Here is a 19,222-nt window from a genome sequence, read left to right on the forward strand (position 1 = left end):
AATTCATATAACTTCGGAGGAAAAGTTACCATATGTCTTATTTCCGGCGCAAGTTCAAAAGCTATATGTTGAAGCACAAAAGCAGGTTAAGGCGTTTTTTGACAAAGTTGGAAAACAATCCGCCTAAGAAGCTGGATGCGTTGGCTGAAATCATTGAAAAAGATGTCTGGGCGGAAACCAATTGCCTGTTGTGCTCTAATTGTTGCCGTGAAATGACGCCTACGTACACTTTCCAGGATATCAAACGCATTGCCGCTCAGCTGGGTATGACCATGAAGCAGTTTAAAGAAAAATGGCTGGTTCAGGATGCGAAAACTGGTGAATGGATGAACAGTAGCCGTCCATGCCAGTTTCTGAATCGCAATGATAATAAGTGTATGATTTACGATGTGCGTCCTGCAGATTGTGCCGGCTTTCCTCACCTGACAAAAAAACGAATGGTTAACTATATGCATGTACACAAGCAAAATGTACAATATTGCCCCGCAACATTTAAAATGGTGGAAAAAATGATAGAGCGGATCAACGGTTAGAGATAAACATCTTTAATCAGGAAGTATTCTGGTTCAGTGTTGGTGAGTGTGATGGACAGGATATCAAATTGAATGAGCTTATATTGAGGATGGAGGTACAGGAATGCATCTGCAGCTTTCAAAAGGAATTTCAATTTTTTCGTGGTGACGCTATCTTCAGGGTAACCATGTTTTTGCGAAGACCGGATTTTGACCTCTATAAAATGTAACAACTTACCTTTAGTAGCTATTAGGTCTACTTCTAAATGACTGTGGCGCCAGTTGCGGTGCAGGATCGTATAGCCATTACGCTGGAAGTAGTCTTCGGCCATGCTTTCACCTTTTTGCCCTAGTTGATTGTGTGCTGCCATATATCTTTGTCGCCAAAATAACAGTTAATGTCTACACTTCAAAACATCTGTAAGCTAAAAGGAAAAGTACAACACTATTCGTGGGGCGGCACTCAATATATACCCAATTTGCTGGGTACAAAAAATCCGGATCAAAAGCCTTATGCCGAATATTGGCTGGGAGCACACCCTAATCACTCCAGTACGGTAGAGATCGATGGCCAGGAAACAGCGCTCAACCAGTTGATACAGCAAAATAAATTAAAAGCTTTAGGACAGGAAGTCGTAGAAAGATTTGGTGAGCTGCCTTATCTGCTCAAAGTGTTGGATGTAAAGCAAATGCTTTCCATTCAGGTGCACCCCAGCAAACCATCGGCAGAGGTTGGATATGCTGCTGAAAATGCGATTGGAATACCGGTTACAGCCCCTCACCGCAATTATAAAGATGAAAATCACAAGCCTGAGCTAATGGTGGCACTTAGTGATTTTTGGTTATTACATGGATTTAAACCCGCTGACCAACTCAAAGAAGTACTTTCTGCAGTGCCTGATTTTGACTTTTTACTCGAAGAGTTTGAAAAAAATGGTTACCAGGGCCTGTATGAAAAAGTGATGTTGATGGATCAGGAAGAGGTCAACCAAATTTTGGGATTAGAGGTCGCCAGGGTGCTCCCTTTATATAAGAATGGTGAATTGCTGAAAAGCCAGGAGGAATTCTGGGTAGCACGCGCAGCTGAAACTTTCTGTAAAGATGGGCAGTACGACCGTGGTATCTTCTCTATTTATTTATTCAACCTGGTACATCTTCAGGTTGGTGAAGGTATTTATCAGCCTGCTCAATTGCCTCATGCTTACCTGGAAGGCCAGAATGTAGAAATTATGGCTAATTCGGATAATGTGCTGCGCGCAGGGTTAACTGATAAACACATCGATGTGCACGAGCTGATGAAGCATGTCCGTTTTGAAGAAACGATCCCCACCATTTTAGGGGCTCATGCGCACGAACAGGAGGAAATACAGTTCAAAACTCCCGCACCAGAGTTTGAGTTATATCAGTATTTGCTTCAAAATGGAGAACAGCAACTTCGGACTTATAGCGCCGAAATACTATTGGTACTGGATGGTAGCATTAGCGTAAAAGGTGAGGGTGTGCAATTGAGTCTTTCCAAGGGCGAAGCCGCGTTTGTTTGTGCCGGAACTTCTTATCAACTGGTATCCAACAGCCCGGCCGAAGTGTATCGGGCAGCTGTACCCCAGATGATTGAGGAATAAATCTCTTGTTTCTTTACTTTTGTCTAAACTTTTACTGATGAAACTTAATAAATCCCTGCTGCTTATTTTTGGAATGATGATCTTGGTGGCGGCTTTGTACCGTGTATGGGATGGACGTCCTTACGGTTTTGCACCACAAATTGCTTTAGCCATTTTTGGAGGTGCTGTTATTAGCAATAAACGTCTTGCATTTGTACTGCCACTTCTTTCCATGCTGCTTTCAGATGTTTTGTATGAGTCTCTTTACGTAGCTGGGTTAAGTGAAATTCAAGGTTTTTATGTGGGTCAGTGGCACAATTACCTGCTTTTTGCTGGTTTAACTCTTTTCGGGTTTTTAATGAAGAGAGTAAATGTGCTCAACGTAATTGGTTTTTCAGTTAGTGGCTCATTGATGTATTTCCTGGCTTCCAACTTTGTAGTTTGGGCAGGTGGTGGTGGTTTTAACCGCCCTAAAACTTTTGATGGCTTGTTGATGTGCTATAATGATGGCCTGGCTTTTTATCGTGAATACGGCCTGATTAATGGATTTGCCGGTAATGTTTTGGTAGGCGACCTGTTTTTCTGCGGAATATTGTTTGGCGGGTTTTACCTGATCAACAAAATGGTTGCTGAACCAAAAACAGTTCACAGCCTGGCATAACTTAATTTGTTGATTAATTTGTTGAGATATAACAAAAAGCCCCGGAAATTTGACTCCAGGGCTTTTTGTTATAATGTTAAGTGATTGGGATCCATTTCAAATCCTTCATCCACCTGGAGGTTTCTGCCATCTGCGGCGGTGGTTGCCAGTTGGTCGCATTTGTTGTTGTACATGTTATCTGCATGGCCTTTTACCCACACAAACTTAATGTGATGACCTTTGGCTAAATTGTAAAAGCGAACCCACAGATCCTTGTTCTTTTTGCCGCCGGCAAAGTTGGTGGCCATCCATTTATTCAGCCAGCCCTGCTGAATGGCTTTTACAATGTATTGACTATCGGAATAAATAGTAATGTGTTGTCCCGGCTTCTTTAATGCTTCCAGTGCGGCAATAACGCCCATCAATTCCATCCGGTTGTTGGTGGTTCTGCGATATCCTGCTGATAATTCTTTGTAATGATTCCCGCTCATTAAAATGGCTCCATACCCTCCGGGTCCGGGATTACCACGCGATGAACCGTCCGTGTAAATTGTAATTGGGTTTGACATCTAGTTTAAATTACCTGAGCTGCAAATAAAACCTATAACAATTGAAAAACCTTACAGGTTTTCAGAAATCACACCTGAAAAACACCAACTTTTAATTCCGGCACCTCGGGGTTGTTATTGGCAGCGTTTATGGCTTCTGAAATCACTTTCCGTGTTTCCAGTGGATCAATAATGTCATCCACCCATAAGCGGGCTGCTGCATAATAGGGAGTAGTTTGTTTTTCATACTTGCCCTTTATTTCATTGAGCAGGCGGGATTCTTCTTCTGCCGATACTTTTGCTCCTTTAGCTTTCATGCTTGCCACCTGTATCTGTAGCAATGTACGGGCGGCCTGTTCGCCTCCCATCACAGCAATTTTGGCCGTAGGCCATGCATAAATGAACCTTGGATTATAGGCCTTACCGCACATAGCATAGTAGCCTGCGCCAAACGCATTGCCTACAACAATGGTGATCTTGGGTACAACCGAATTGGCAACTGCATTCACCATTTTAGCACCATCCTTAATAATGCCGGCATGCTCGCTTCGGGTGCCTACCATGAACCCTGTAACATCCTGTAAAAACACCAGCGGAATTTTCTTCTGGTTGCAGTTCATGATAAACCTGGCCGCCTTGTCTGAACTATCATTATACAGCACTCCTCCCATTTGCATCTCACCCTTTTTACTTTTGACGATCTTGCGCTGGTTGGCAACAATACCCACAGCCCAGCCATCAATGCGGGCAAAGCCGCACAGGATAGTCTTGCCATAGTCTTCTTTAAACTGGTCAAATTCCGAATTATCTACGATCCTTTCAATGACTTGCAGCATATCATAAGGCTTGGTGTTGTCCAGTGGAACAATATCATGTAATTCTTCCGGGTTTATTTTGGGCTCGACAGGCTGCACCCTGTCAAAACCAGCTTTTTCAGATCGTCCCAGTTTGTCCATGATCCTTTTGATCTGGTCAAGGCATTCTTCTTCTGTTTTGAATTTATAATCAGCCATACCGGAAATCTCGGTATGGGTAACAGCACCGCCAAGTGTTTCAATATCAACGTCTTCTCCAATTGCTGCCTTAACCAGGTAGGGACCTGCAATGACGATAGAACCAGCTCCTTCTACCATTAAAACTTCGTCACTCATGATAGGTAAATAGGCACCACCTGCTACACAAGAGCCCATTACAGCAGCAATTTGTAATATACCCATGGCGCTGATTTGGGCATTATTATAAAAGATGCGTCCAAAATGCTCTTTATCGGGGAAAATTTCATCTTGCATGGGAAGATAAACGCCTGCACTATCCACAAGGTAAATAATAGGTAACCGGTTTTGAATGGCTATTTCTTGCATTCTCAGGTTTTTCTTTCCCGTTATGGGGAACCAGGCGCCTGCTTTCACCGTCTGATCGTTGGCCACAATTACACACTGTCTTCCACTGACATAGCCCACTCCGGCTACCGTTCCTCCGGCTGGGCAGCCTCCCTGCTCTTCATACATTTCGAAACCGGCGAATGCGCCGATTTCTGTGAATGAAGAACCTTCATCAATGAGATAGTTGATGCGCTCTCTTGCAGTAAGTTTTCCTTTTTCTTTTTGTTTGGCAATGGCATTTTTGCCACCGCCCAGTCGGATTTTTTCCAGTCGTTCGTTTCGTAGGTCAAGCAATTTTTGCATATGCATGGGTTATAAAGCAAAGATAACGGAAGGGCGATTAGCAATATTTTAACAGATTTCCGAAATTTCCTTCAATTCAACGCTTAGCGAACCTCCTTCAATTAGATTGAATTGCAATTGGTTCGGTTTTGGCATAATGAACCATGTCTAAAAGTTGTGGAATTATTACGAAAATTTTTTGCTTGTTTTTTTATGCTATCATATAACTTTGCGCCAACTTCAAGAAAAGTGAACTCTAATACACATACTAAATACTTTGTTTTTCACCCGTTCATGGCTACGGGTGTGTATGCTGTTTGCTTTGACCTTTTCCGCTATCTTTCAAGACGACGTGAGGGCTGATAGGACGAGCCCCGTTCACCAAGGCCCCTATCAGTGAAATATCTCCCCGAACATTCATATTTTAATTGGGACTGGTAATCCTTTTATAGTTTTTTCCTAAATACTTTTATAGCGTGGAAAATCAAAATATTATCATCAGGGTAGCAACCCCTGCAGATAAGATTTATTCTGAAATCATCACCAACGAAATGGAAGCCTCTGCAAAGGCTCGTGGCACAGGTATAGCTAAAAGGTCCCCTGAATATGTATCCCAGAAAATGGATGAAGGTAAGGCCGTGATTGCGGTTACCGAAGATGGCACATGGGTTGGCTTTTGCTACATTGAAACCTGGAGCCATGGCGGGTATGTTGCCAATTCTGGACTGATTGTGTCGCCTGCTTTCAGAAAAAGTGGGGTGGCTAAAGGCATCAAAAAAAGAATTTTTGATCTCTCCCGCGAAAAATATCCTGACGCCAAAATATTCGGTCTGACTACAGGTCTGGCTGTTATGAAGATCAACAGCGAACTGGGCTATGAGCCGGTTACTTACTCTGAGCTTACTCAGGATGAAGCGTTTTGGGCTGGCTGTAAAAGCTGCGTGAATTACGATATCCTGATGAGCAAAGACCGGAAGAATTGCCTTTGCACGGCTATGCTCTATGATCCGAAAGATCATTATAAGCCCGAAGAAACAAAGGAATATTTTGAAAAGAAGTCAAAAGTGTATGAACGCTTACTCCAATTTAAGCAAAGCCGTTTCCTGAATCGTTTGAAGAGGCTGCAGAACGGAACTTCACGCTTCAAATCTATGTTAACACATTTTTTTAACTTTTAATCCTTCCCAGTTAGGGCAGAGATCTTTAACAGTATTATAAAATTTCAATTAATAACCGGAACATAAACATGCAGGAAATGTCAAATAATAGTGAAGCTCAGCAAACTGGTTTGAAAGCTGGTGATAAAGTGGTTTTAGGTTTTAGCGGCGGATTGGATACTACTTTTTGCGTTAAATATTTAACTGAGGAAAAAGGATACGAGGTTCACAGCATTATTGTAAATACAGGCGGTTTTAGTGAAGAGGAACTGAAAAAGATTGAGGAGCATGCTTACAACCTGGGTGTAAAAACGCATACAACCATCGATGCTGTAAAAGGCTATTATGACCGCATTATTAAGTACCTGATTTTTGGTAATGTTTTAAAGAATAATACCTATCCTTTAAGTGTAAGTGCTGAGCGTTTAAGCCAGGCCCTGCATATTGCAGAACACGCTAAAAAGCTGAATGCTGATGCTGTAGCTCATGGTAGCACCGGTGCTGGTAATGACCAGGTGCGCTTCGACATGATCTTTCATATTATGATCCCGGGTGTTGAAATTATTACACCCATCCGTGATTTGAAACTGAGCCGCGAACAGGAAATTGATTACCTGAAAAGCAAGGGCGTAGAAATGAACTTTGCGAAAGCGGTTTATTCAATTAATAAAGGACTTTGGGGTACTTCCGTTGGTGGTAAAGAAACCCTGTCTTCTAAAGGCATGTTGCCGGAAGAGGCCTGGCCAACCCAGGTAACTGCTTCAGAAGCAAGAGAATTGCAACTGGAATTCAGGAAAGGGGAATTAGTAAAGGTAGATGGCAAGGAATTCAGCCATCCTACCGAAGCAATTCAATATGTTCAGTCTATTGCCGGACCTTATGGCATTGGCAGGGACATCCATGTGGGCGATACCATCATTGGTATCAAAGGCCGCGTAGGCTTTGAAGCAGCTGCTCCTATGGTGATTTTAAAAGCACACCATGCTTTGGAAAAGCATGTGCTGACCAAATGGCAATTGGGTTGGAAAGACCAACTGGCCCAGTTCTATGGCAACTGGCTGCATGAAGGCCAAATCCTGGACCCCGTGATGAGAGACATTGAGGCTTTCCTGGAAAGTTCCCAAAAAAGCGTTACCGGGACAGTATTCGTACAATTACTTCCTTACCGCTTCCAGGTGATCGGTATCGAATCTCCATTTGATTTGATGAGCAGCAAATTTGGTAAGTACGGCGAAATGAATACAGGTTGGAGCGGTGAAGATGTAAGAGGATTCAGCAAGATCTTTGGCAATCAAACTTCTATTTATTTCCAGGTGCAGGAAGATAATACCTCCAATGCCTAAAAGGAGTATCCACGCACAGACCCGATTTGTTAATTCACAACCTAACGAATTCTAAAAACAATGAGTGCTTCTAAAAAAAAGAGCCCCGCAGCCCAGCCCTCTCCGCTTATGGCGGACCGGGGTGTGAGCAAGATTAAAGTTGGTATCATTGGCGGCGCTGGCTATACTGGTGGTGAACTGATCCGTCTCCTGATCAACCATCCTTATGTTTCTGTTTCCTTTATCCATAGCCGGAGTAATGCGGGCAAACCTGTGTATGCTGTACATCAGGACCTGTTGGGCGATACAGAGTTGAAATTTGCTGGTGAGTTGAGCAATGATATTGATGTTTTGTTTTTGTGTGTAGGTCATGGCGAAGCAAAGAAATTCCTGGAAGAGCACATTATTGAGGAAACAATAAAGGTGATCGATCTTTCTCAGGATTTCAGGCTTACACAGACCTCAAAATTCGATGCCCGTAAGTTCGTGTACGGTTTGCCTGAGTTGAATAGAGAAAAGATCATTTCTGCTCAGAACATAGCTAATCCTGGTTGTTTTGCTACTGCCATTCAATTAGGTTTGTTACCATTGGCAAAAGCGGGCATGCTGCATGATGTATATACTACAGGTATCACTGGTTCTACCGGTGCAGGGCAAAGCCTGGCTGCTACCTCGCATTTTTCCTGGAGGGCTAATAACATTCAGGCTTATAAAACCCTTTCTCACCAGCACCTGCATGAAATAGGACAGTCACTCCATCAATTGCAGCCTGGTAGCCAGATAGATATCAGCTTTGTGCCCTGGAGAGGTGATTTCACAAGGGGTATTTTCATTAGTTCACAGATCGATTCGGATTTAACCCAGGAACGACTGAATCAATTATACCAGGATTTCTACCATGATCATCCTTTTACTGTTATAAGCACAACTCCTATCTTTTTAAAGCAGGCGGTTAACACCAATAAATGTGTGATTCACCTCGAGAAAGTGGGCTCTAAGTTAGTCGTGCATTCAGCTATCGATAACTTATTAAAAGGAGCATCGGGGCAGGCATTGCAAAACATGAACCTTATGTTCGGCTTTGATGAATGTGCCGGCCTTTCCTTAAAACCCATGGGCTTTTAAGGAATTTAATTAATTTATTAAACACTTGAGAACAAAATGACTAATCCCAATAAAACAAGCTCCGAGCACGACGGCACACTATTTAACGTATATCCCCTCAACGACATCACCATTGTACGTGCAAAAGATTGTTATGTGTGGGATGATGCCGGTGTGCAGTACCTTGATATGTATGGTGGTCACGCTGTCATCAGTATTGGTCATACACATCCTCATTGGGTGAAAAGAATTGAAGACCAACTGAACAAAATTGCCTTTTATTCCAACTCGGTTAAGATACCTATTCAACAGGAACTGGCAGATAAACTGGTTAAAGTAAGTGGCAAGACCGGTTACCAGCTTTTCCTGTGCAATAGCGGGGCTGAGGCTAATGAAAATGCGTTAAAGCTTGCTTCTTTCCATACAGGCCGGAAAAAGATTGTAGCCTTCAAAAAAGCTTTCCACGGAAGAACTTCACTGGCGGTGGCTGCTACCGACAATCCTGCGATTGTAGCCCCGGTAAATGAAACTGAAAATGTAGACTTCCTTCCTTTCAATGATGAAGCTGCTCTGAAATCTTATTTCCAGACAAAGGGAAATGAAGTTTGCGCAGTGATCATTGAAGGCATTCAAGGCGTAGGTGGTATCAATGTAGCTACCGACAGCTTCCTGCAGTTGATCCGCCGCTTGTGTGATCAGAATGGTGCTTTATTGATTGCGGATAGTGTGCAGTGTGGCTATGGACGCAGCGGTAAATTCTTTTCGCATGACCATGCTGGTGTAAATGCTGATATTTATTCAATGGCAAAGGGCATGGGCAACGGCTTCCCGATAGGTGGTATTTTAATCGCACCCCACATCAAGCCAAAGTTCGGTATGCTCGGTACTACATTTGGAGGCAACCAGTTAGCTTGTGCTGCCGCTCTTGCAGTTCTGGAAGTGATCGAAAAGGATAGTTTGATCGAAAAAGCCGTACAGCGTGGTCAGTACCTGATGAACCGTCTGAAAACAATTGAAGGTATCCAAAACGTAAGAGGCCGTGGCCTGATGATTGGCTTCGACGTACCCGAAGCATTAAAAGACCTTCGCAAGAATCTCTTATATAAACACTTCATATTTACTGGTGAAGCCAAGCCAAACGTGATCCGTTTACTGCCTTCACTCTCCATTACACGCAAGCAAATTGATGAGTTTTTAGATGTGCTGCAGGAAGAGATCAATGTGCTGAATGGCGAAAAAAAAGTTGAAGTGACTAATGAAAGCAAAGCCTGATTGAAGTTCTTTAGATTGTAATTTTAAACCCTGCTAAAATTGAACCAGTTCATTTCTGTTAAGGACGTATCAAACATCGACAGCCTTGTACAAAAGGCATTGGATTACAAAGCCAATCCTTTCAAAGACAAAACATTGGGTACCAATAAGCGCATTGGTTGCCTGTTTTTGAACCCAAGTATGCGTACCCGCCTTAGTACACAGATCGCCGCCCAGAACCTTGGGATGGAAGCGATTGTGTTCAATGTTGGCCAGGAGGGCTGGGCTTTGGAATTTGGCGAAGATGCGATCATGAATGGCAACACGGTAGAACATGTCAAAGAAGCGGCTCCCATCATGGGCAAGTACTTTGATATTCTGGCCATCAGAACTTTCCCTTCACTGAAGAGCAGGGAAGAGGATTACAGTGAACTGTACATTAATCAATTCATTAAATATGCCGGCATTCCTGTAGTAAGCATGGAAAGTGCCACCTTACATCCTTTACAAAGCTTCGCCGACCTCATCACCATAAAAGAAGTGTTCAAAGAGGCGCGCAAGCCAAAGGTGGTTTTGACCTGGGCACCGCACGTAAAGCCTTTGCCGCAATGTGTTGCTAATAGCTTTGCACAATGGATGAACGCCTGGGGCGGGGCAGACTTTGTAGTGACACATCCTGAAGGCTATGAACTGGACGGGCAATTCACAAAAGGAGCTACCATTACCCACAACCAGGATGAAGCCCTGAAAGATGCTGACTTCATTTACGTGAAGAACTGGAGCAGTTACCAGGATTATGGAAAGATTCTTTCAAACGATCAAAGCTGGATGTTGACCAACGAGAAGCTAAAGCAAACCAACAATGCTAAGGTGATGCATTGCCTTCCGGTGAGAAGAAATCTGGAATTAGGCGGCGATGTGCTGGATAGTGCAAATAGTATTGTTACCCATGAAGCAGGTAACAGGGTTTGGGCTGCACAGGCTGTGCTTTCAGAAATTCTTTCTAAAATGTAAGTATTCAGTATACTTTTCTAATCACAGCAAGCAACAAATGGAGCAACTCATTGTAATTAAGATTGGTGGAAACATTATTGATGACGAGGCTAAACTGTCTTCTTTCTTGAAAACCTTTGCATCTGTTGAAGGAAAGAAGGTTCTGGTGCACGGTGGTGGTAAACTGGCTACAAGACTGTCTGCACAATTGGATATTCCTCAGCAAATGGTGGAGGGCCGCCGGATTACAGACGCGGAAACACTGAAGGTGGTTACCATGGTGTATGCTGGTTTCGTGAATAAAAATATTGTAGCGCAATTGCAGGCCGCAGGTACCAATGCTATTGGCATTTGTGGGGCTGATGGAAATGCAATCCTGGCACATAAGAGGAGAGGAGCCGCAATCGATTATGGTTTTGTGGGTGATGTGGATGCCATCAATACAGATTTGTTCCAAACCCTCTTGAACCAGGATATCAACATTGTCGTAGCACCGATTACGCATGATGCGCAAGGACAATTGTTGAACACCAATGCAGATACTATAGCTCAGGAAATTGCAAAGGGACTAAGCCAGGCATTTGATGTAAGTCTGGTGTACTCCTTTGAAAAAAGCGGTGTACTGCGTAATGCGGAAGATGATTCAACAGTGATTAATGAGATCAATCCTGTTTCTTACCAGCAGTTGAAAGCTGAAGGTGCCATTTTCGCCGGCATGATCCCTAAGCTGGATAATGCATTTGCTGCACTGAACAGCGGGGTTCAAAAAGTGATCATTGGCAAGGCGGAAGAATTGGGCCAATTGATTAAAGGCCAAGCCGGAACAACAATCAGGGCAGAAGCATAATGCTTTTATTTTAGTGCACCTTGCTTTATATTCAATAATTGATGTCTGAAATGATCAATGATCAAAACAAGAATACAAGATCCAATATTTCCCCCGGTGATGAGAGCAGAGCGGATCCTGTAATTTCTTTACTCAAGCAATTAATTGCACTTCCCTCGTTCAGCAAGGAAGAAGAGAACACGGCTGCCGCGATCGAAGCTTTTTTACATACGTTCAATGTGCCTTCTGAAAGGTATTTAAATAATGTTTGGGCAAAGAATAAATATTTCGACGCCTCAAAACCAACCATTCTATTAAATTCTCACCACGATACCGTAAAGCCTAATAAAGGCTATACTTTGGATCCTTTCGCTCCTATAGAAAAGGACGGCAAATTATTTGGCTTGGGAAGTAATGATGCTGGTGGAGCTCTGGTTTCCCTGCTAGCTCTATTCCTACATTATTACAATCAGCAGGAGCTCAAATACAATCTTGTTTACGCGGCTACTGCAGAAGAGGAGATCAGCGGCAAAAATGGAATTGAAGCCCTATTGCGCGCTCCTGAATTCCTGCAATCCGTTGGAGCCGGGGCTAAAAACCCTTTTGTTGCCTGGTGCGCAATTGTTGGCGAACCCACACTTATGCAATTGGCTGTTGCTGAAAGAGGATTGATGGTGTTGGATTGTATGGCTCAGGGAAGGGCCGGGCATGCGGCTCGTAATGAGGGGGAAAATGCTATCTACAAAGCACTGAAAGATATTGAATGGTTTCAATCCTACCAGTTCCCAAAGGTTTCTGATTTATTAGGGCCGGTAAAAATGAGCGTAACGGTCATTGAAACCGAGAACAAAGCCCATAATGTAGTGCCTGCACAATGCAAATTTGTGGTAGATATCAGGGTGAATGAATTGTATACTTTTGAAGAGGTCCTGGATATTATTCGCAGTAATGTGCAGTGCGATGCAAAGCCAAGAAGTACCCGCCTGCGTTCGTCAGGAATCCCCTTGGAGCATCCGCTTGTGCAGGCAGGAATAAAGCTGGGAAGGACTTATTATGGCTCTCCCACAACATCAGATAAAGCATTGATGCCATTTGTCGCTTTAAAAATGGGCCCCGGGGATTCTGCGAGGAGCCATACGGCAGATGAGTTTATTTATATAGACGAAATAAAAGAGGGCATTGATCTTTATATCAAACTTTTAAATCAGGTATTATGAAATGAGCCATAAAATTTTGATGCTATAATACCAATAGCGATGAAAACTTTTATGGCGGATTCCACCTGATCATTTAAAAATAAAAAATACACAGATGAAACTCTGGCAAAAAGAGAGTACTTCCGTTTCTGAGATCATAGAAAAGTTTACAGTGGGCAGGGATAAGGAATTTGACCAGCTCCTTGCAAAACATGATGTGCAGGGTTCCATTGCACATGTAACGATGCTTGGAGAAGTGGGCCTGATGACAAAGGATGAAGCAGAAACTGCTGTTAAAGCATTACAGGACATCCAGCAGGAAATCCAGAAAGGAGAATTCTCCATAGCTGAAAATGTAGAAGATGTACACTCACAGGTAGAGTTGTTGCTCACCCAACGCATTGGTGATATTGGCAAAAAAATTCACAGTGGCCGCAGCCGCAACGACCAGGTTGCTGTAGATATCAAATTGTTTTTACGCGAAACGATCCTCCTCGTCAAGGACGAAGTAAAAACCTTGTTCGACTTGTTGATCGCGAACAGCGAAAAGTACAAGGACAAGCTTTTGCCTGGCTATACGCATTTGCAGATCGGTATGCCTTCATCTTTTGGACTTTGGTTCGGTGCCTATGCCGAGAGCCTGGTTGATGACCTTGAAATGCTCGCTGCGGCTTATGTTGTTGCTAATAAAAACCCATTAGGAAGTGGGGCTGGTTATGGTTCTTCATTCCCTCTGAACCGGACCTTCACCACGAATGCCCTTCACTTTGCTTCACTGAACTACAACTCTGTTTACGCCCAAATGACCAGGGGTAAAACCGAGAAGGTAACAGCCATGGGCCTTAGCTGCATTGCCGCTACTTTAAGCAGGTTGGCAATGGATTGCTGTCTTTATATCAACCAGAATTTCAATTTTATTTCCTTCCCTTCCGAGTTGACTACAGGTAGTAGTATCATGCCGCACAAAAAGAACCCGGATGTATTTGAACTCATTCGTGCAAAATGCAACCGCATTCAGGCCATCCCCAACGAACTGACATTATTGTTGAATAACCTGCCTTCAGGTTACCACCGCGACCTGCAACTGACCAAAGAAATCCTGTTTCCTGCCATTGAAGAATTGAAAGCCTGCTTGCAACTGGCGCACTTAATGCTCACAAACATTGAGATCAAGGACAACATCCTGGCAGATGAGAAATATAAATACCTGTTCAGCGTAGAAGCCGTAAATGAACTGGTGAACCAGGGCATACCTTTCCGCGAAGCATACCAGCAGGTAGGTAATCAAATTGAAAAAGGAGAGTTTAACTTCGATTATACCAAAGGTCTGCACCATACCCACGAAGGCAGCATCGGTAACTTATGCAATGATGAAATCAAAAAGATGATGGATGCCACCCTCCGGAAATTCCACTTGTAAAAGAGTTAGTTGTGCTCAGAATAAAAAGGATATACGAGTCAGGCTATAAAAGAATATAATCACCCTCCAAGCCACTGAAGAGTGGCTTTTTTTATATAATCCTTCGTTGCTGAAGCATACTTGGAGTATAGATACTCCCTACCTACTCCATAGCTAAGCCGTACCATAAGTATACATCAGCCGTACTTAAGGCTAGGCTACCTCGATCATCCTTCGACTATCCTTCGACCATCTTTCGACTATGCTTCGATCTGAATTGAGCAAATGCTCCTAAATTAGGGGAAAACAACCTACAGGCAGAACGCCTTCAATGCCCTGAACGGAGTCAATGGAACTGAGTCTAAAGATACACAACCAACCCCCACCTTCCAAGTTTTGAACCCCCTCCCTTTACACTTCCCTTTATTCACCATTGACCATTGACCATTCACCATTCGTCATTCTTTCCTCTCATCCACGCTAAAGCATACCTCCTGTATCGATACTCCCAACATATTCCCTATCAAAGCCCTACCAAAGCACAGGATAAAGCCCTAAAATGTCATTTGTAAGTTACCCGCCTTATGTCCCTGGAAATGCTCAATAAGAATTGGCAGCTACACAAGCTCGTGTAACTCAAGGTTGGTTAATAGCAACAAGCCCAGCAGTAATATAGCTATTGGTTTCCGCAAATAAATTGATTTGTTATCGGCAATAAGTATAACTCTTTGTCCGGTAACGGTCTTACTTTTTCATGAATAGAGTTAGTGATTATATTATTGGCGTCACATTTTAGGGGAGTGAATTATAATTTTCTCAGGGGAATGCAAGTAATAAAACAGACACTGCTATAATTTTTTTTGCTGAAGTTAAAAAAGGGCTTAATTTAATAGTAACGTTCTTGTCTTAAATCCTTAGTTATGGGTACTGTTAGAAACATATTGCAGGCAAAAGGCAATGCAGTCCATAGTGTAAGTCCAGATACTTCTGTGTATGATGCTTTAGAATCATTGGAAGAAAAAAATGTAGGAGCGTTGATTGTTTGCGATAACGGAAAGTTAGTTGGAATCTTCACAGAGCGAGACTATGCTAGGAAAGTAATCCTGAAGGGGCGTTCTTCGAAAGATACGGTTGTAGGAGACATTATGTCCGACCATCCCATTTATGTTATCCCAGATAATACCATTGAAGAGTGCATGCAAGTGATGACCAATAAGTATATTCGTCATCTTCCAGTTTTAGATCGTGGAGAATTGATAGGCATCATATCAATAGGTGATGTCGTGAAGTATATGCTCAAAGAAAAAGATTTTATTATTGAAAACCTGGAACACTACATTACAGGTTAATTTTTTCGGCTTATATGGTTTTTTGAAGCCTGATAGATCTTGCCTACGTCCAATCCAAAAAAAAGCTGCTTCTTTTCTTTTATAGTGTAATAGCATTTCTTGTTCATTTTTCAATAACGCAAACCCATTGGTATGCCAGGAAATGAAACGACCAGTACTGTTTTGTGGCCTTTGCTGTTATATGCAGGCCTTGTAGTTTTCTTACTGATTGCTATGCTGACCCTTTCCTATTTATTGGGGCAGCGGCATAAAGAAAGGGCAACAGAACTGCCTTATGAAGGAGGCATTCAGCAAACCGGGTCTGCAAGGTTGCGTTTCTCCGCTCAGTTCTACCTCGTGGCCATGCTGTTTGTCATTTTTGATGTGGAAGCGGTGTTTCTTTTCTTGTGGGCACTTGGGCTTTATGAATTAGGTTGGGCCGGCTACATAGGTGCAACTGTTTTTATTGTGCAACTGGTAGTGGTACTGATTTATGAATGGGGCATTGGTGCACTGGATATTGGGCCTGATGGAAAGAAAATATTGAGAGCCTACTGGAAGAGGAAAGGAGAAAATGTGAAAGCCTGAATATGTAAATGTGAAATGGAGCAAGGCTGATGACCTGTGATCATAAATCACTAATTCACCAAATTTCAAAATCATCAATTATATGAAGTGGTGGTTAAGTAAACCAAGCGAATCAACAGGTAATATTTCCGGTACCGGCAGTATGGAAGAAGCGGTGAGTAAAAGTATCATGCTGACTTCCATGCAAAGTTTGCTGGCATGGGGCCGGAGAAACTCCATGTGGCCTTTTCACTTTGGATTAAGCTGCTGCTTTGTCGAAATGGCAACCAGTATTACCAGTAAATATGATATAGCCAGGTTTGGCGCAGAAGTGATCCGGGGTACGCCCCGTGAAGCAGATGTTATGGTGATCGCTGGAACTGTTTTCATTAAGATGGTTCCGATCATTAAGCGCCTGCACGAGCAGATGATGGAGCCTCGCTGGGTAATTTCAATGGGTAGTTGCGCCAATAGTGGTGGGATGTATGACATCTACAGTGTTGTTCAGGGCGTAGATAAGTTCTTGCCGGTAGATGTATATGTACCCGGATGCCCACCTCGCCCGGATGCTTTTATGCAGGGATTGGTTTTGCTGTCTGAAGCCGTTGGGAAAGAGAAACGTCCCTTGAGCTGGGTGATTGGTGATCAAGGCATCATTAGACCACAAATGACACCCATGAAGGAAAAGAAGAGAGAGGAGAGAATGAATATGGTGGATTTCAGGACGATTGATGAAGTCTAGGGAATGGCGAATGAATCGAATGTAGTATGACGAATAGGATTAATAATATTGAAACATAAAATCAACAAACACCCGATGCCCGACGATTTTGCTATATTGAAGAATCTGCAACAACGCTTTGGCGATAATGACATTCAACGGCAAACAACGATTGATGAAATATTAACATTATGGGTGCCTAAAGATAAAGTTATATCCATCCTAAGATACCTCAAGAGCTCGGTTGAGCAACCTTTCAATTTTCTCTATGATCTGTGCGGAATTGATGAAAGAGACCGGGCAAAAACGAATGGGCTTCCATCAAAAGACTTTACTGTTGTCTATACTCTTTTTTCTTATAAGCGCAATAGTTTCATCAGGTTGAAAGTAGCACCGGAAGGTGATATGCCAACCATGCCTTCGATTACATCCCTTTTCAAAAACGCTAATTGGTACGAACGTGAAGTGTATGACATGTTTGGCATCCGCTTCGATGGTCATCCGCATCTGCAACGCATCTTAATGCCGCTTACATGGAAAGGCCACCCTCTGCGTAAAGAGCATCCTGCCAGAGCTACAGAGATCGGGCCTTTTAAATTGATGGAAGACCTCATGGACCGCGAACAGGCTGCTTTGCAGTTTAAGCCTGAAGAGTGGGGCATGAAGAGGGAAAGTGAGGATGCTGATTTTATGTTCCTGAATATTGGGCCGCAACACCCCGGTACACATGGCGTTCTGCGGATTGTACTTCAATTGGATGGTGAAGACATTGTAGATGCTGTTCCTGAAATAGGCTTTCACCACCGTGGTGCCGAAAAAATGGGGGAGCGGCAAAGCTGGCATACATACATTCCTTACACCGACCGGGTAGACTACCTGGGAGGAGTGATGAACAACCTCGCCTATCTCCTGGCCGTTGAAAAGCTTGCCGGCATAGAAGTGCCAGACCGTGTGAAAGTGATCCGTGTTATGCTGTGTGAACTGTTTCGTATTTCCAGTCACTTGGTATGGTTCGGCACCTTTGCCCAGGATGTTGGTCAGTTGTCGCCTGTGTTTTACATGTTCACCGATCGTGAAAAAGTATTCGATATCATTGAAGCTGTCTGTGGTGGCCGCATGCATCCCAACTGGTTCCGTATTGGAGGCGTTGCCCAGGATCTGCCCAATGGCTGGGATGGACTGGTAAGGGAATTTGTTGAGATGTTCCCTAAAAAGCTGAAGGAATACAATAGTATGGTGATAAAGAACAGTATCTTCAAGGGGCGTACAAAAGGTATTGGTGTGTTTACGTTGGAAGAGGCCATAGAATGGGGGGTAACCGGACCTGGGCTAAGAGCTTGTGGCTTTGAATGGGACTTTAGAAAGAAGAGGCCTTATTCCGGTTATGAAATGTTTGACTTTGATATACCCATTGCACAAAATGGAGACTGCTACGACAGGGCTGTAGTACGGGTAGAAGAAATGCGGCAAAGCCTGCGCATTGTTGAACAATGCCTGAACAACATGCCGGAAGGCAGTTACAAAGCGGATCACCCGCTGACAACACCACCCTTGAAAAAATATACCATGCAGGATATTGAAACACTGATCACCCACTTCCTGAGTGTTAGCTGGGGACCAGTGATTCCAGCCGGAGAAGCTATGAGTTGCATAGAAGCAACCAAAGGCGCTAACAGCTATTACCTGACCAGTGATGGCAACACTTCTCCTTACCGTGTTCGCATCCGCACGCCATCATTCCCTCATATGCAAATGGTGCCTTATATCAGCAAGGGATATACAGTGGCTGACCTGCTTTCTATATTAGGCGCAATGGACTTTGTACTGGCTGACATAGACCGTTGATATGATGCAAGTGAAAGCGATAATGATTTTAAAAGTTTGAATAAAAAGCTTACAACAAAAAGGATATGTTATCCGAATCTGAAATACATGCAATTGACCACGAAGTAAGCCTGGTGCCTCACAAAAAGGCTGCAGTCATAGAAGCTTTAAAAGTTGTGCAGCAGCACCATGGCTGGGTAAGCGATGAAAAGCTGGAAGAGGTAGCTGCTTACCTGGATATGAGCCCGGCAGAAGTGGATAGTGTGGCTACTTTCTATAACCTCATTTTCCGCAAGCCAGTGGGCCGTCATGTGATCTTATTGTGTGATAGCATATCGTGCTATGTAATGGGGTATAAAAAACTGTACGAAGCACTGCACGAACACCTGCATATCAAATTTGGAGAAACAACACCTGACGGGCGCTTTACACTATTACCCAATGCCTGCCTGGGTTGTTGTGATCATGCGCCGGCTTTGATGGTTGGAGAAGACCTGTATCGGGATGTGCAGGTTCAGGATTTGGAAAATATTCTGGCTCAATACAAATGATAGATGAGTAAAATGTTT

The 19,222-nt window shown here is 43.3% G+C and carries 19 protein-coding genes; 16 read left to right on the forward strand and 3 right to left on the reverse strand.

Annotated elements, in window-relative coordinates:
• Nucleotides 1-32: 32 nt before the first annotated feature.
• The gene (locus OCK74_RS03065; RefSeq protein WP_279295519.1) at nt 33-533 is read left to right on the forward strand and encodes a YkgJ family cysteine cluster protein; all 501 of its coding nucleotides are present in this window, start codon (nt 33-35) and stop codon (nt 531-533) included.
• Here OCK74_RS03065 and OCK74_RS03070 read toward each other — a convergent pair.
• On the reverse strand, nt 530-883 hold the full coding sequence (locus tag OCK74_RS03070; protein ID WP_279295520.1) for a YraN family protein: 354 nt from the start codon (nt 881-883) through the stop codon (nt 530-532). The two genes, OCK74_RS03065 and OCK74_RS03070, sit on opposite strands and share 4 nt — an antisense overlap.
• 27 nt (nt 884-910) lie before the next feature.
• On the opposite strand from OCK74_RS03070, the gene manA reads away from it, so the two are divergent.
• Both manA and OCK74_RS03080 read left to right on the forward strand, forming a co-directional pair.
• Nucleotides 911-2,134, forward strand: coding sequence for a mannose-6-phosphate isomerase, class I (gene manA / locus OCK74_RS03075; protein ID WP_279295521.1), 1,224 nt, complete (start codon nt 911-913; stop codon nt 2,132-2,134).
• A gap of 37 nt (nt 2,135-2,171) precedes the next feature.
• Nucleotides 2,172-2,774 (forward strand): DUF6580 family putative transport protein, encoded by a 603-nt coding sequence (locus OCK74_RS03080; RefSeq protein WP_279295522.1) that lies wholly within the window; start codon nt 2,172-2,174, stop codon nt 2,772-2,774.
• A 68-nt stretch (nt 2,775-2,842) separates the two neighbouring features.
• On the opposite strand, the gene rnhA is transcribed toward OCK74_RS03080, so the two are convergent.
• Nucleotides 2,843-3,322, reverse strand: a complete 480-nt coding sequence (gene rnhA, locus OCK74_RS03085; RefSeq protein ID WP_279295523.1) for a ribonuclease HI — start codon at nt 3,320-3,322, stop codon at nt 2,843-2,845.
• A gap of 68 nt (nt 3,323-3,390) precedes the next feature.
• Nucleotides 3,391-4,986 carry an acyl-CoA carboxylase subunit beta gene (locus OCK74_RS03090; protein ID WP_279295524.1) on the reverse strand — a complete coding sequence of 532 codons (1,596 nt, stop codon included), beginning with the start codon at nt 4,984-4,986 and terminating at the stop codon, nt 3,391-3,393.
• Between the two features lie 455 nt (nt 4,987-5,441).
• Here OCK74_RS03090 and OCK74_RS03095 point away from each other — a divergent pair, with 455 nt between their 5' ends.
• The 13 genes from OCK74_RS03095 to nuoE all read left to right on the forward strand — a co-directional run bounded on the left by OCK74_RS03095 (nt 5,442) and on the right by nuoE (nt 19,204).
• Complete coding sequence (locus OCK74_RS03095) at nt 5,442-6,143, forward strand: GNAT family N-acetyltransferase (protein ID WP_279295525.1); 702 nt, start codon at nt 5,442-5,444, stop codon at nt 6,141-6,143.
• A gap of 77 nt (nt 6,144-6,220) precedes the next feature.
• Nucleotides 6,221-7,465: an argininosuccinate synthase gene (gene argG, locus OCK74_RS03100; protein ID WP_279295526.1), complete on the forward strand. Its 1,245-nt coding sequence runs from the start codon at nt 6,221-6,223 to the stop codon at nt 7,463-7,465.
• Nucleotides 7,466-7,525: 60 nt separating this feature from the next.
• Nucleotides 7,526-8,569 (forward strand): N-acetyl-gamma-glutamyl-phosphate reductase, encoded by a 1,044-nt coding sequence (gene argC / locus OCK74_RS03105; RefSeq protein WP_279295527.1) that lies wholly within the window; start codon nt 7,526-7,528, stop codon nt 8,567-8,569.
• A 36-nt stretch (nt 8,570-8,605) separates the two neighbouring features.
• On the forward strand, nt 8,606-9,820 hold the full coding sequence (locus OCK74_RS03110) for an aspartate aminotransferase family protein (RefSeq protein WP_279295528.1): 1,215 nt from the start codon (nt 8,606-8,608) through the stop codon (nt 9,818-9,820).
• A gap of 39 nt (nt 9,821-9,859) precedes the next feature.
• Nucleotides 9,860-10,813 carry a Rossmann-fold NAD(P)-binding domain-containing protein gene (locus OCK74_RS03115; RefSeq protein WP_279295529.1) on the forward strand — a complete coding sequence of 318 codons (954 nt, stop codon included), beginning with the start codon at nt 9,860-9,862 and terminating at the stop codon, nt 10,811-10,813.
• A gap of 37 nt (nt 10,814-10,850) precedes the next feature.
• Complete coding sequence (argB, locus tag OCK74_RS03120; protein ID WP_279295530.1) at nt 10,851-11,639, forward strand: acetylglutamate kinase; 789 nt, start codon at nt 10,851-10,853, stop codon at nt 11,637-11,639.
• A 50-nt stretch (nt 11,640-11,689) separates the two neighbouring features.
• Nucleotides 11,690-12,835, forward strand: a complete 1,146-nt coding sequence (locus OCK74_RS03125; protein WP_279295531.1) for a M20 family metallo-hydrolase — start codon at nt 11,690-11,692, stop codon at nt 12,833-12,835.
• A 94-nt stretch (nt 12,836-12,929) separates the two neighbouring features.
• Nucleotides 12,930-14,234 (forward strand): argininosuccinate lyase, encoded by a 1,305-nt coding sequence (argH, locus tag OCK74_RS03130; RefSeq protein ID WP_279295532.1) that lies wholly within the window; start codon nt 12,930-12,932, stop codon nt 14,232-14,234.
• Nucleotides 14,235-15,133: 899 nt separating this feature from the next.
• Nucleotides 15,134-15,562, forward strand: a complete 429-nt coding sequence (locus tag OCK74_RS03135) for a CBS domain-containing protein (protein WP_279295533.1) — start codon at nt 15,134-15,136, stop codon at nt 15,560-15,562.
• Nucleotides 15,563-15,694: 132 nt separating this feature from the next.
• Nucleotides 15,695-16,129: an NADH-quinone oxidoreductase subunit A gene (locus tag OCK74_RS03140; protein ID WP_279295534.1), complete on the forward strand. Its 435-nt coding sequence runs from the start codon at nt 15,695-15,697 to the stop codon at nt 16,127-16,129.
• Nucleotides 16,130-16,211: 82 nt separating this feature from the next.
• Nucleotides 16,212-16,850: an NADH-quinone oxidoreductase subunit NuoB gene (gene nuoB / locus OCK74_RS03145; RefSeq protein WP_279295535.1), complete on the forward strand. Its 639-nt coding sequence runs from the start codon at nt 16,212-16,214 to the stop codon at nt 16,848-16,850.
• A 75-nt stretch (nt 16,851-16,925) separates the two neighbouring features.
• Nucleotides 16,926-18,674 (forward strand): NADH-quinone oxidoreductase subunit C/D, encoded by a 1,749-nt coding sequence (nuoC, locus tag OCK74_RS03150; protein WP_279295536.1) that lies wholly within the window; start codon nt 16,926-16,928, stop codon nt 18,672-18,674.
• A gap of 65 nt (nt 18,675-18,739) precedes the next feature.
• Complete coding sequence (gene nuoE, locus OCK74_RS03155) at nt 18,740-19,204, forward strand: NADH-quinone oxidoreductase subunit NuoE (RefSeq protein WP_279295537.1); 465 nt, start codon at nt 18,740-18,742, stop codon at nt 19,202-19,204.
• Nucleotides 19,205-19,222 lie beyond the last annotated feature (18 nt).

Origin of the sequence: Paraflavisolibacter caeni (assembly GCF_025628885.1) — a bacterium.
GTDB lineage: Bacteria > Bacteroidota > Bacteroidia > Chitinophagales > Chitinophagaceae > Flavisolibacter > Flavisolibacter caeni.